Origin of the sequence: Pseudonocardia sp. (genome assembly GCF_050246655.1) — a bacterium.
In the GTDB taxonomy this organism is placed as follows: Bacteria; Actinomycetota; Actinomycetes; order Mycobacteriales; family Pseudonocardiaceae; genus Pseudonocardia.
Genome location: NZ_JBFWVQ010000048.1, coordinates 15,342 through 27,276 on the forward strand (window position 1 = coordinate 15,342; position 11,935 = coordinate 27,276).

Genomic DNA, 11,935 nt, shown 5'->3' on the forward strand with positions numbered 1-11,935 from the left:
ACCGAGCTGCTCTGTCCGGACGCATGCCGGCGTCTCTATCGTGGCGCCATGGGCGAGTCCGCGCAGCTGACGGCGCTTCGGGCCGCGGTCCGGGGCGGCGGTCCGCTGCTGGTGGCGTTCTCGGGCGGCGTGGACTCGGCGCTGGTCGCGGCGGTGGCGGCGCAGGAGCTGGGCGCGGCGGCGGTCGCGGTCACAGCGGTGAGTGCGAGCTTACCGGCGGCGGAGCGGACGGCGGCACGGGCGTTCGCGCGCGCACACGCCATCCGCCACGTCGAGGTGTGCACCGACGAGCTGGAGCGTCCCGGCTACGTCGCGAACGGCGGCGACCGGTGCGCCCACTGCAAGGACGCGCTGCTGGATGCGCTGGTGCCGCTCGCGGAGCTGGCGGGGGCCCGCATCGCGCTCGGCACGAATCTGGACGACCTCGGTGACCACCGCCCGGGCCAGCGGGTGGCGGCGGCGCGCGGCGCGGTCGCGCCGCTGGTGCAGGCGCGGCTGGGGAAGGCGGACGTGCGCGCGGTGAGCGCTGAGCTGGGGCTCGCCACGGCGGGCAAGCCCGCGGCGGCCTGCCTCTCGTCGCGGGTGGCCTACGGCGACCCGGTGACGGCGGAGGTGCTGGCGCGGATCGAGGCCGCGGAGGCCGCGGTGCACGCTCTGGGCTTCCCGGTGTGCCGGGTGCGCGCCCACGGGGTGGGCACGCTCGCCCGCCTGGAGCTGCCCGCGGAGCGCCTGGACGAGGCCGTGTCGAGCCGCCGCGCCGAGCTGGATGCCGCCGTGCGGGGCGCGGGTTTCGCGTTCTGCGCGCTGGACCTGCAGGGCTTCGCGAGCGGCCGGATGAACGTGCTGCTCGGGATGCCCGCCCCGTGACGTCCGGGTTCGAGGATCTGGGCTACGCCCGCCCGGACACCGGGCGGGAGGCGCGGCTGGGCCTGCCGGAGGTGGTGTACGGGCCGGGCAAGTCGGCGGCGCAGGTGGCGGGGATCGTGACGAGCCTGCTGGCGGCGAACTCGGGTCCGGTGCTGGCGACCCGGTTGGAGCCGCAGGTGGCGGCGCAGGTTCGGCGCGCGGTCCCCGGCGCCCGGCACGTCCCGGAGGCGTCGCTGCTCGTCTGGCGGGCGGCGCGGCCGCTGGGCTTCGCGCTGGCGGTCGTCGCGGCGGGGACGTCGGACGGCCCGGTGGCCGACGAGGCCGCGGCGGTCGCGGAGGCGGTGGGGATGGCGGTGACGCGCGTGACCGACGTCGGCGTCGCCGGGGTGCACCGCCTGCTCGCGGCGCGGGAGACCCTCGCGGCGGCGGACGCGGTGGTGTGCGTCGCGGGGATGGAGGGGGCGCTGCCGAGCGTGGTCGGCGGGCTGGTGGGTTGCCCGGTGATCGCGGTGCCGACGTCGGTGGGGCACGGCGCGCACCTGGCTGGGGTGACGCCGCTGCTCGCGATGCTGTCGTCGTGCGCGGCCGGGGTGACGGTGGTGAACATCGACTCGGGGTTCAGCGCGGCGATGGCGGCGTTCCGGATCGCGCGGGCCCGCCGGGCCGGCGACGGGGCCGCGCAGTGACCGCCCCCGGCCGGTCCGAGGCTCGCACACACCGTGACGTCGTCGCACACACCGCCGGCGGCGTGTGCGAGCGTGCCGGGGTGTGTGCCAACTGGTCACGGGGATACCGGTGATCGTCTGGCTGGACCCCTTCGGCGGGGTCTCCGGCGACATGCTCCTGGGAGCGCTGCTGGATCTCGGCGCCCCGGTCGCGGGCGTCCGCGCGATCGTCGCGTCGACGGGCCTGGACGGCTGGGAGCTTCGGCCCGAGCCGGTCCTGCGCGCCGGGCTCGCCGCGACCCGCGCCGTCGTGACCACCGACGACACCACCGCCGAACGCCCCGCCGCCGTGCTCGCCGAGCTGGTGGCGCGGGCCCGGCCGGCGCCGGTGGCCGATCTCGCGGGCCGGGCGGTGGCGCTGCTCGCCGAGACCGAGGCGGCGCTGCACGGGGTCGCGGCGTCGGAGGTGCACCTGCACGAGCTGGGCGGTGCCGACACTGTCGTGGACGTCGTCGGGGTCGCGGCGGGCCTGCACCTGCTCGGCGTGACGGAGGTGGCGTGCGGGCCGCTCCCGATGGGGTCGGGATCGGTGCGCACCCGGCACGGCGAGCTGCCCCTGCCCGCGCCCGCGGTGGCGGCGCTGCTCGCGCGGGGCGGGGTGCCGGTGGAACCCGGTCCGGTGGGGGAGACCGTCACACCGACAGGCATCGCCCTGCTGCTCGCCGCGCACGCCCGGTTCGGGCCGGTCCCCGCGATGACCGTGACGGCGGCGGGCCGCGGCGCGGGTGCCCGGGACGTCGCGGACCGCCCGAACGTCGTCGCCGCGCTTCTCGGCGCCCCCGCCGGCGGCGCGGCCACCCCAGAGGCGGGGACCGGGGAGATGGTGGTCCTGGAGACCAACGTCGACGACGTCACCGGCGAGGTGCTCGGCCATCTCGTCGGGCAGCTGCTCGACGCGGGCGCGGCCGACGCATGGATCTCGCCGATCGTGATGAAGAAGTCCCGGCCCGCCCACACCGTGCACGTCCTCGCGCCACCCCGGCTCGCGGGCGCGTGCGAGCGGATCCTGCTCGCCGAGACGGGCAGCCTCGGCGTGCGCCGCTCGACGGTGCAGCGGCGCGCGCTGACCCGCGACACACGCACCGTCGACGTGCTGGGCCACCCCGTCCGGGTGACGCGCGGCCCGTGGCGGGCCAAGCCGGAGCACGACGACGTCGCGGCCGCGGCCGCCGCGCTGGGCCTGCCGCTACGGGAGGTCGCCGCGCGCGCGGTCGCCGCCCTCGACCGCGACGGTGGGCTCGGTCCGCCGGGCTAGTGTCGCCGGTGGATCACGCGGGGAGCTATCCCGAGGCGGCGTGATCGGGCAGGGTTCGCGGCGTGAACGCACGCGATCTGACCCTGAAGCACGGCGACCAGGAGCTCGTGGTCACCACCCTCGGTGCCGCCCAGCGCTCCTACACCGTCGCGGGCCGCGCGGTGCTCGACGGCACCACCCCCGGCGAGCAGATCACCGCCGCCCGCGGCCAGCTGCTCGTGCCGTGGCCCAACCGGATCGCGAACGCCACGTACCGCTTCGCCGAGCAGGAGTACCACCTGCCCGTCACCGAGCCGAGCACGGGGTCGGCGAGCCACGGGCTCGTCCGCAAGGTGGTCTGGGAGGTGCTCGACGAGGGCCCGGACAGCGTCCGCCTCGGCGTGGACGTCGCTCCGCGGCCGGGCTACCCGTTCGCTCTGCGCACCGAGGTCAGCTACACCCTCGGCCCGGACGGCCTGGCGACGCGGCTCGCCGCCACCAACACCGGCGACCAGCCCGCCCCCTACGCGGCGGGCGCGCACCCGTACTTCACCGCGGGCACCGAGCTGATCGACGACCTGACCGTCGAGGTGCCCGCCGCGACCTGGTACCCCACCGACGCGCGCAGCATCCCCACCGGCCGCGAGCCGGTCGACGGCACGCCGCTGGACCTGCGCACGCCCCAGCGCCTGGGCGAGCGCCGCATCGACAACGCCTACACCGACCTCACCCGCGATGCCGACGGCCGCGCCCGCGTCCGTCTCGCCGCCCCCGGCGGCTGGACCGTGACGATCTCGATGGACGCCGCCTGCACCCACATGCAGGTCTTCACCGGCGACCACGTCCCCGAGCCGTCGCGGCGCCGTCGCGGCATCGCGGTGGAGCCGATGACGGCCGCGCCGGACGCGTTCAACTCCGGCGACGGCCTCGTCACGCTCGAGCCCGGCGCCACCCACGTCGCCGGGTGGGGCGTGCACGCCGCCTGACTCCGGACCCCTTACAACGAGCGCAGGAACGGCAGCGACGGCAGGAACACGTACGCGCCCGCGCGGACCGTCCAGCCCGGCGGGAGCGGCGGGTCCTCGACCGTCGCGCCCACCGCGAGGGCCAGCACGTCCGATCCCCCCGGCCGGCCCAGCCTTCGGTAGACGACGTAGCTGCCGAACCGGTTGTCGTCCGCCGCCGCGCCCGGCTCCGGTACCAACAGCTCGGCCAGCGCGCCGCCGCCGTCCGGGTGCGTGCGCAGCCCGTCCGGGACGTCGCGGGGGCCCGCGGACTCCAGCGGTCCCACCGTGGCCGTCTCCGGCAGCAGCGCCCGCACCCGGGCGAGCCGGGCCAGCACCGGCGCCTCCACCGTGTCGGCGACGACCACCATCGCGTGAGCGTCGATCCCCTCGCGCACGCCCATCGCGAAGAGCGGGTCGTCGGGCGCGGGCCAGGGCGTCAGCAGGCGGTAGCCGGCGTGCGTCAGCCCGACGGTCACCTGCGGGCTGCCCGGCACCTGCGCCGCCTCGTAGGCCTCGCGCTCCGCGAGATGCACGCGCTCGGACTTGACCAGCTCCTCCTCGGCCAGCGCCGCGAGGAACGTGCGCGCGGACGGCGCGTCCGCGAACGTCACGAACAGCACCCGCAGGTGCGACCGCGCGTGCGGCGCGAGGATGCCGGCCTGGAGGTTGTCGAGCATCTCCACGGTGTCGATTGCGGACCGCCACGACAACGGCCTGCTGAGATCCAGAACCACGTCTCCCCCTCCGCCGTCCCGGTGACACGCGTGTCACGCTCTGTCAGGTCGCCCGTGATCTCCGCGGCGTTACGTCACCCGGACCACTGAGGCAGGATGGCCCGAATGAGCCTCGGTCCGGCCCGCCTGCCCGCCCTCGTGCCGCCACCGACCGAGCTGCCACCCGAGGCGGCCGCGCTGCGCGCGGACGTGCGGGCCTTCCTCGCCGAGGAGCGGGCCGCCGGGCTGTGGCGCCCCCGCGCCGACGTGTGGCTCTCCGGCTGGGACGAGCGCTTCACCCGCGAGCTGGGCCGCCGCGGCTGGCTGGGCATCACCATCCCGCAGCGGTACGGCGGCCGGGGCGGCTCGCCGCTGGATCGCTACGTCGTCACCGAGGAGCTGCTCGCCGCCGGGGCACCGGTCGCGGCGCACTGGATCGCGGACCGCCAGATCGGGCCGTCGCTCCTGCGGTTCGGCACCGAGGAGCAGCGCGCCCGCTACCTGCCGCGGATCGCTGCGGGGGAGTGCTACTTCGGCATCGGGATGTCGGAGCCGGACTCGGGATCGGACCTCGCGTCGGTGCGCACGAGGGCGGTCCGGGTGGACGGCGGCTGGGAGCTCACCGGCACCAAGGTGTGGACGTCCGGGGCCCATCACGCGCACGCGTTCTTCGCGCTGGCCCGCACCGCGCCGCGCGACGAGAAGGCGCGCCACGCGGGGCTCTCCCAGTTCATCGTCGAGCTGGACTCGCCGGGGGTGACGATCCGGCCCATCCTGCTGCTCACCGGGGCGCACCACTTCAACGAGGTGGTGTTCGACGCCGTGTTCGTGCCGGACGCCCTCGTGCTCGGCGAGATCGGGCAGGGCTGGCACCAGGTCACGAGCGAGCTGGCGTTCGAGCGGTCCGGCCCGGAGCGCTTCCTGTCGACCTTCCCGCTGCTCGTGTCCCTGGTCGCCGCCCTGTCCGCGAGTTCCGCATCTCATCAGGCCGAGATGTTGTTCCGGTCGGAGCTCGGTGCGCTGTTCTCCCGCCTGTGGACGCTGCGGCGGATGTCGCTCGCCGTCGCGGGGTCGCTCGCGTCCGGGCAGGCCCCGGAACTCGCCGCCGCCCTGGTCAAGGACGTCGGCACCCGCTTCGAGAACGAGGTGATCGACGTGGCGCGCCGCCTGGTCGCGATCCCGCCCGACCCGGACGCCGAGGACGGATTCGCGCGCCTGCTCGCCGACGCCGTGCTGCACGCGCCCGGCTTCACGCTGCGCGGTGGGACCAACGAGGTGCTGCGCGGCATCGTCGCGCGGGGGCTGGGGCTGCGTTGACCGGGGAGTTGACCGGGGAGTTGACCGGGGAGTTGACGGGTGCGTTGATGGGCGAGTCGATGAGGGAGCTGACGGGATGAACGCGGAACTCGTCGACCTTGCGGAGTCCGTGTTCTCCGAGGCGACCGACGGCGCGACCGACGGTGACGGGCTCGACGTCGCGCTCTGGGGGACGCTCGTCGAGACCGGCCTCGCACGGCTCACCCTGCCCGAGGCCGCCGGGGGCAGCGGGGGGACGTTCACCGACGCCGCCGCCGTCCTCGCGGCCGCGGGCGCGCACGCCGCGCGCGTCCCGCTGGTGGAGACGGACCTGCTCGGTGGGTGGCTGCTGCACGCCGGGGGCCTGGAGGTCCCGGACGGGGTGCTCACGGCGGTGGCGGGCCCCTCGGCCCTCGGTGCCGAAGGTCCGGCGGGTGTGGACGGCGGACGCGCGGCGGGGCCGGGAGCCGCCGGCGGTGCGCTCCCAGGCGGCGCCCTCGCCCGGGTGCCGTGGGCGCGGGCCGCGGCCGCGATCGCCGTGCTGGCGGGCGACCGGGTCGTCCTGCTCGAGCCGGCGGCCGCCGAGCTGACCGGGGGCCGCAACCTCGCCGACGAGCCGCGGGACTCGGTCGTCGTCCGGGACGCGTCGGCCGTCACCGCGGTGGCCCCGGCACCGCCCGGAGCGGCCGACGAGCTGGCGCAGCGCGCAGCGCTGGGGCGCTCGCTGCTGCTCGCCGGGGCGGCCCGGGGTGCGCTCGCGCAGTCCGTGCGCTACGCGGGCGAACGTGTGCAGTTCGGGCGCCCGATCGGCCGGTTCCAGGCCGTGCAGCAGCAGCTGGCGATGGCCGCCGGGGAGGTCGCTGCCGCGGGTGCGGCGGCGGACGCGGCCGCGGCGACGGCGGACCGCGACGGCTTCGGCACGGCCGCCACCGCGCTCGCGGTGGCGGCGGCGAAGGCCCGCACGAGCGAGGCCGCCGGCGCCGTCGCGCGGATCGCGCACCAGGTGCACGGCGCCATCGGCTTCACCCGCGAGCACGACCTGCGCCTGCTCACCACCCGTCTGTGGGCGTGGCGGGAGGAGGACGGATCGGACGCCTTCTGGCACGCCGAGCTGGGCGCGTGGGTCCTCGCGGCGGGCCCGGACGGGCTGTGGCCGCTGGTCACGGGGGCGCCGTAGACCCCGATGATCAGGCGTTGCCGTAGATCCGCGTCGGCTCCACCAGCACCGCCACCCGCCCCTCCTCGCGCATGACGCGGTCGTAGGTGTCCCAGTCGTCGTGCGTGCCGCCCGCGCCGGTGAACACGGCACGCAGCAAGAGCCGCAGGTCCACCCCGTCGACCGGGTCGTCGGGGCCGATCAGCTCCGAGTTCCCGTCCACACCGAGCCAGCGCCATCCGGCCCGCCAGAGGATCGACGTCGCCGGCCGGGCCCGCAGCGCACGCAGCTTGACGCGCCCGTACGTCACGTAGCCGACGACCTCCCGCCCCGTCACCGGATGCGTCACCGCACCCGCGTTGACCAGCGACGAGTGCGGCGTGCCGTCCGCGCGCACCACGCTCACCGAGGCCAGGCCGTGCTCCTTGCCCACCATGCGGCGGACGTCCGTGAGGTCCACGTCGGCGAGTCTGGCACCGACCGAGGCCACGGGCTCGCGGCCGGGGCCCTACTCTCGGGCGCCATGACGGCACGCACGCGGGTGGCGGTGGTGTTCGGCGGACGTTCCAGCGAGCACGCGATCTCGTGCGTGTCCGCGGGAAGCGTCCTCACACACCTGGACCGGGGGCGCTACGACGTCGTGCCGGTCGGGATCACGCCGGGCGGCGCCTGGGTGCTCGGCACCGAGGACCCGGCCGAGCTGACGATCCGCGACCGCGCCCTCCCCGGCGTGGACGCGAGCGCCGCGGCCCTCGTCCTGCCCGGGGACCCCACACGCGGCGGCCTCATCGCCCTCGACGCCGGCCGGGCGGGGGAGGTGATGAGCGGCGTGGACGTCGCGTTCCCCGTGCTCCACGGCCCGTACGGCGAGGACGGCACCATCCAGGGCCTGCTGGAGCTCGCCGGTGTCCCGTACGTCGGCGCGGGGGTGCTCGCGAGCGCCGCCGGGATGGACAAGGAGTTCACGAAGAAGCTGCTGGCCGCGGAGGGCCTGCCCGCGGGCGACCTCGTCGTCCTGCGCCGCGGCACGGCGACCCTCACGGCTACGCAGCGCGAGCGGCTGGGCCTGCCGGTGTTCGTCAAGCCCGCCCGCGCCGGGTCCTCGGTCGGCATCAGCCGGGTGACGGACTGGGCCGACCTGGACGCCGCGATCGCCGCCGCGCGCGCCCACGACCCGAAGGTGCTGGTCGAGGCGGCGATCGTCGGGCGCGAGGTGGAGTGCGGGGTACTGGAGTTCCCGGACGGGACGGTGCGCGCGAGCGTCCCCGCGGAGATCCGCATCGTCGGTGGCGCGGCGTTCTACGACTTCGACGCCAAGTACCTCGACGACGTCTGCGAGTTCGACATCCCCGCCAAGCTGGACGACGACGTCACCGAGCGGCTGCGCGAGATGAGCGTCGCCGCGTTCCGCGCCCTGGACGGCCAGGGGCTCGCGCGCGTGGACTTCTTCGTCGGGCCGGGCGGCGAGCTCACGGTCAACGAGATCAACACGATGCCGGGGTTCACGCCGATCTCGATGTTCCCGCGCATGTGGGCGGTGACGGGCCTGGACTACCCGGCGCTGCTCACCACGCTCGTCGAGACGGCCCTCGCCCGCGGCACCGGGCTGCGTTAGCTGTTGCTAGCGCACGGCGACCGGCGTCTCCGGCAGGATGCGCAGTGCCTCGGACACCACCTGCAGCGGCCCGCTGCCCAGGTCGGTCGCCACGGTGAGCGCCAGGTACACCGGCCGGTCCACCGCCACGTACGAGGGCGAGACGTCGGGAACGTCCGCGGGCAGTTGCAGCCAGCTCACGCCGTCGATCTCCAGCAGCGACGACGTGGGGTTCAGCTCGGCGGGCCGGGTGAGCCCGCACCGCAGCACGACCGGGCGCGGTGCCGCCGCCCACGCCCGCACGCCCGCGGGAGCCGGTTCGGCCAGAGCCCGGGGCGGCAGCGCCCCGGAGTCGGACGGTAGGTCGGCGGGCAGCGCGGCGAGCACGGCCGCGCACTCGGGGCCCCCGGCGTCCGGCGCCTCGACCGGGGCGACGGCGAGGGGACGGGTATCGGGCTCCCCCCGGCCCGGGGCGTCCCCGCCGCCCAGCCGCCCGGCGATGCCGAGCGCCGCGACCGCCACCGCCAGCAGGAGCGGGAGCGCGATCGCGACCCGCCCGGCGGTGCCGAGCTCGGAGGGCACGACGTGGGCAGGGTCAGGCGGACAGGTGCACGACCGGGCACGTCAGCGTGCGCGTGATGCCCGGAACGCCCTGCACCTGCGCGACGACGAGCTGGCCGAGCTCGTCGACGCTCTCGGCCTGGGCACGCACGATGACGTCGTAGGGTCCGGTGACGTCCTCGGCCGACGTCACCCCGCCGATGCCACTGATCGCCGCCGCCACAGCGGCCGCCTTGCCGACCTCGGTCTGGACCAGGATGTACGCCTGCACCACGGTGTGCTCCCGGGGTTGGGGTAGGAACGGGGGTCAGCCGAACCTACCGGAGGGAGGCTTCGTGGAGCGCGACCCCATGCTGCACGACGTGGGCGAGTTCGGTCTGATCGACCGGGTCACGAGCGGACGCCGGCAGCCGGCATCGACGCTGCTCGGCCCGGGCGACGACGCGGCGGTGGTCGCCGCACCCGACGGCCGCGTCGTCGCGACCACCGACGTACTGGTCGAGGGGGTGCACTTCCGGCTGGACTGGTCGGGCCCCGAGGACGTGGGCCGGAAGGCCGCCGCGGCGAACCTGGCCGACATCGCCGCGATGGGGGCGGTGCCCACCTCCCTGCTCGTCGCGCTGACCTGCCCGCCCGACACCCCGGTCGCCCTGCTCACCGCCCTCGCGGACGGGCTGTGGGCCGAGGCCTCGGTGGCCGGTGCGGGGCTGGTCGGGGGCGACGTGGCCTCGTCACCCACGCTGACGCTCGCGGTGTCGGCGCTGGGCTCGCTCGAGGGGCGGCTTCCGGTGACCCGCGCCGGCGCGCGGCCGGGGGACGTCGTCGCCCTCGCGGGCCGGGTCGGGTGGGCCGCCGCCGGGCTCGCGGTGCTGCAGCGGGGCTTCCGGTCCCCCGGGTCGCTGGTCGCGGCGCACCGCGTGCCCGAGCCCCCGTACCGCGCCGGGCCCGCGGCGGCCGTGGCGGGCGCCACCGCGATGATCGACGTCTCGGACGGGCTGCTCGCCGATCTCGGCCACGTCGCCGTCGCGTCCGGGGTGGCGATCGACGTGCGCACCCGAGCGCTGGACATGCCGCTGCGGATGGGTGAGGCCGCCTCCGCGCTCGGCGTCGACCCGCTGTCCTGGCTGCTCACCGGGGGCGAGGACCACGCCCTCGCCGCCACGTTCCCCGCCCACATCGAGCTGCCGGCCGGCTGGACCGCGATCGGGGACGCGCGGGCCGGGGATCCGCGGGTGACCGTCGACGGCGCCCCGTACGAGGGCAGTCCCGGCTGGGACCACTTCGCGCCGCGATGACCGGGGGAGAGCGTGCCGCGGCGCGCATCGTGCTCTGTTCGGGGGATCTGACACGGCTGCTCGACGCTGCCGGCGTCGGGCCGACCGGCAGCGGGTAGTCCAGGGGGACGCCGGCGACGGACCCGAGGGGGCGCCGCCGGCCAGGTGGGTCCGGGTGGCTCGGGTCGCCCCCGGTCCGAGACGCCCGGACCCACCGCCTGTGCCACGGGTGCCGTCGCCGACCGTCACACCGGCACCGCGGAGCGGTACAGGTCCCGCAGCAGCGCGATCTCCGCCCCGTGGTGGATGACCTCCCGGTTGATGTGCAGCACGAGCTCCGCCATCGGGTGCTCCGCCCACGGGCCTTCCGTCGGCCCGCACGGGGCGGCGAGCGCCGCCTCGTCCAGCGTCCGCGCCCCCGCGATCCAGGCCTCGTACGCCGCGTCCAGCTGCGCGAGCGCCTCCTGGGCGCTGCCGGCGTACTCCCAGGTGGAGTAGTCCGCGGGCGGGCCGCCGAAATGCCCCGCGACCCGCATCGCGAACACGCCGACGATCACGTGCGCGAGCCGCCACGCGATCGTCGTGACGGGCGGGGGATCGGGCTGGGGGAAGGCGAAGTCGATGGTGAAGGCGCCCGAACCGGCCTGCACGGGTGCGCTCGACGTCCCCCGCGGGCGGACGTTCCACGCCCCGGCGACGGGCTCCCAGAGGTACTCGTCGTCGGTGATGCCCTGAAGCCGCGGCCGCAGCTGGCCGCGCCAGTGCACGTCGAGTTGGTCGGCGAGCAACGTCGTCCAGTCCATGTCCCGGACGCTACGGCGTGCCCCCGACACTTCCGGGGTCCTCGACAAGGGCCGCCACCCACAGCCGCCCGAGCCAGCGCGCGTAGCGCTCGTCGGACCAGCCGCGCTCGACGACCAGCCGGTGCCAGAGCGTCCCGTCGGTCGTCGACCACAGCACGTCGCGGCACTCCTCGTCCGTGACGAGCAGTTGCCCCGTGCGGGCTGCCGAGGCCGCGTGCTCGGCCATCGCCGCCAGGCGTGCGCCGTCGGCCTCCGCCACGAGCGCGGCCGCGGCCGGCTCGCTCGCCGCTGCTCCGCGCAGCGCGCGCAGCAGCGGCGCGGTGCGGCGCATGATCGCGGTGTTCACGGCGGCGAACCGGGTCAGCCGCTCGACGAGGTCGGGCTCGGCGAGCACGGCACGCATCTCGGGGCGGTCCAGGAGGTGGACGTCCTGCTCGTCGCCACCGACCGCGACGTCCCACGCCCGGTGCAGGAGCGTCGGCTTGTTCCGGAACGCTCCGTACACCGTCTCGGTCGCGACACCGGCGGCCGCGGCCACGTCGGCGATCGTCGTGCGGCCGTAGCCGCGCTCGACGAACAACTCGTGCGCGGCGGCGACGATGCGCCTGCGGTTCTCCCGCGCCTGCTCCCGGCGCCGCGACGAGTCGTAACGCCTCTTGACGCGCTCCGACATTAAGTACATCCTCACTGTATTAGAAATAGTCG

The 11,935-nt window shown here is 76.1% G+C and carries 14 protein-coding genes; 8 read left to right on the plus strand and 6 right to left on the minus strand.

From position 1 onward, the window contains the following. Positions 1-48: 48 nt before the first annotated feature. The 4 genes from larE (at position 49) to AB7J25_RS16710 (ending at position 3,812) form a co-directional block, all read left to right on the plus strand. Positions 49-867, plus strand: coding sequence for an ATP-dependent sacrificial sulfur transferase LarE (gene larE, locus AB7J25_RS16695; RefSeq protein ID WP_428510004.1), 819 nt, complete (start codon positions 49-51; stop codon positions 865-867). Beyond that, positions 864-1,553, plus strand: coding sequence for a nickel pincer cofactor biosynthesis protein LarB (gene larB, locus AB7J25_RS16700; protein WP_428510006.1), 690 nt, complete (start codon positions 864-866; stop codon positions 1,551-1,553). The genes larE and larB overlap by 4 nt, the downstream gene beginning before the upstream one ends. 109 nt (positions 1,554-1,662) lie before the next feature. After that, positions 1,663-2,847 carry a nickel pincer cofactor biosynthesis protein LarC gene (gene larC, locus AB7J25_RS16705; RefSeq protein ID WP_428510008.1) on the plus strand — a complete coding sequence of 395 codons (1,185 nt, stop codon included), beginning with the start codon at positions 1,663-1,665 and terminating at the stop codon, positions 2,845-2,847. A 62-nt stretch (positions 2,848-2,909) separates the two neighbouring features. Continuing rightward, the gene (locus AB7J25_RS16710; RefSeq protein WP_428510010.1) at positions 2,910-3,812 is read left to right on the plus strand and encodes an aldose 1-epimerase family protein; all 903 of its coding nucleotides are present in this window, start codon (positions 2,910-2,912) and stop codon (positions 3,810-3,812) included. An 11-nt stretch (positions 3,813-3,823) separates the two neighbouring features. On the opposite strand, the gene AB7J25_RS16715 is transcribed toward AB7J25_RS16710, so the two are convergent. Next, on the minus strand, positions 3,824-4,567 hold the full coding sequence (locus AB7J25_RS16715) for a hypothetical protein (protein ID WP_428510012.1): 744 nt from the start codon (positions 4,565-4,567) through the stop codon (positions 3,824-3,826). Between the two features lie 105 nt (positions 4,568-4,672). Here AB7J25_RS16715 and AB7J25_RS16720 point away from each other — a divergent pair, with 105 nt between their 5' ends. Beyond that, positions 4,673-5,863 (plus strand): acyl-CoA dehydrogenase family protein, encoded by a 1,191-nt coding sequence (locus AB7J25_RS16720; protein ID WP_428510014.1) that lies wholly within the window; start codon positions 4,673-4,675, stop codon positions 5,861-5,863. Between the two features lie 76 nt (positions 5,864-5,939). After that, positions 5,940-7,019: an acyl-CoA dehydrogenase family protein gene (locus AB7J25_RS16725; RefSeq protein ID WP_428510016.1), complete on the plus strand. Its 1,080-nt coding sequence runs from the start codon at positions 5,940-5,942 to the stop codon at positions 7,017-7,019. Positions 7,020-7,029: 10 nt separating this feature from the next. On the opposite strand, the gene AB7J25_RS16730 is transcribed toward AB7J25_RS16725, so the two are convergent. After that, positions 7,030-7,434, minus strand: a complete 405-nt coding sequence (locus AB7J25_RS16730; RefSeq protein WP_428510056.1) for a TIGR03618 family F420-dependent PPOX class oxidoreductase — start codon at positions 7,432-7,434, stop codon at positions 7,030-7,032. An 87-nt stretch (positions 7,435-7,521) separates the two neighbouring features. On the opposite strand from AB7J25_RS16730, the gene AB7J25_RS16735 reads away from it, so the two are divergent. Then, on the plus strand, positions 7,522-8,613 hold the full coding sequence (locus tag AB7J25_RS16735; protein WP_428510018.1) for a D-alanine--D-alanine ligase family protein: 1,092 nt from the start codon (positions 7,522-7,524) through the stop codon (positions 8,611-8,613). Between the two features lie 6 nt (positions 8,614-8,619). Here AB7J25_RS16735 and AB7J25_RS16740 read toward each other — a convergent pair whose 3' ends face one another. Together AB7J25_RS16740 and AB7J25_RS16745 are read right to left on the minus strand one after the other, a co-directional pair. Continuing rightward, positions 8,620-9,174 carry a DUF3515 domain-containing protein gene (locus tag AB7J25_RS16740; RefSeq protein ID WP_428510020.1) on the minus strand — a complete coding sequence of 185 codons (555 nt, stop codon included), beginning with the start codon at positions 9,172-9,174 and terminating at the stop codon, positions 8,620-8,622. A gap of 13 nt (positions 9,175-9,187) precedes the next feature. Next, positions 9,188-9,427, minus strand: a complete 240-nt coding sequence (locus AB7J25_RS16745; RefSeq protein ID WP_428510022.1) for an Lrp/AsnC ligand binding domain-containing protein — start codon at positions 9,425-9,427, stop codon at positions 9,188-9,190. A gap of 76 nt (positions 9,428-9,503) precedes the next feature. Here AB7J25_RS16745 and AB7J25_RS16750 point away from each other — a divergent pair, with 76 nt between their 5' ends. Next, positions 9,504-10,448, plus strand: a complete 945-nt coding sequence (locus AB7J25_RS16750; protein ID WP_428510058.1) for a thiamine-phosphate kinase — start codon at positions 9,504-9,506, stop codon at positions 10,446-10,448. Positions 10,449-10,672: 224 nt separating this feature from the next. Here AB7J25_RS16750 and AB7J25_RS16755 read toward each other — a convergent pair whose 3' ends face one another. Next, the gene (locus AB7J25_RS16755) at positions 10,673-11,230 is read right to left on the minus strand and encodes a DinB family protein (RefSeq protein ID WP_428510023.1); all 558 of its coding nucleotides are present in this window, start codon (positions 11,228-11,230) and stop codon (positions 10,673-10,675) included. 10 nt (positions 11,231-11,240) lie between these two features. Next, entirely contained in the window at positions 11,241-11,903 is a 663-nt protein-coding gene (locus AB7J25_RS16760; protein ID WP_428510025.1) for a TetR/AcrR family transcriptional regulator, read from the minus strand. Positions 11,904-11,935: the final 32 nt, after the last annotated feature.

Coding starts and splice junctions, on each gene's coding strand:
- AB7J25_RS16755 (WP_428510023.1), bottom strand. CDS start 11,230: ATGGACTGGACGACGTTGCTCGCCGACCAACTCGACGTGCACTGGCGC.
- AB7J25_RS16720 (WP_428510014.1), top strand. CDS start 4,673: ATGAGCCTCGGTCCGGCCCGCCTGCCCGCCCTCGTGCCGCCACCGACC.
- AB7J25_RS16735 (WP_428510018.1), top strand. CDS start 7,522: ATGACGGCACGCACGCGGGTGGCGGTGGTGTTCGGCGGACGTTCCAGC.
- AB7J25_RS16725 (WP_428510016.1), top strand. CDS start 5,940: ATGAACGCGGAACTCGTCGACCTTGCGGAGTCCGTGTTCTCCGAGGCG.
- AB7J25_RS16750 (WP_428510058.1), top strand. CDS start 9,504: ATGCTGCACGACGTGGGCGAGTTCGGTCTGATCGACCGGGTCACGAGC.
- AB7J25_RS16730 (WP_428510056.1), bottom strand. CDS start 7,434: ATGGTGGGCAAGGAGCACGGCCTGGCCTCGGTGAGCGTGGTGCGCGCG.
- AB7J25_RS16760 (WP_428510025.1), bottom strand. CDS start 11,903: ATGTCGGAGCGCGTCAAGAGGCGTTACGACTCGTCGCGGCGCCGGGAG.
- larE (WP_428510004.1), top strand. CDS start 49: ATGGGCGAGTCCGCGCAGCTGACGGCGCTTCGGGCCGCGGTCCGGGGC.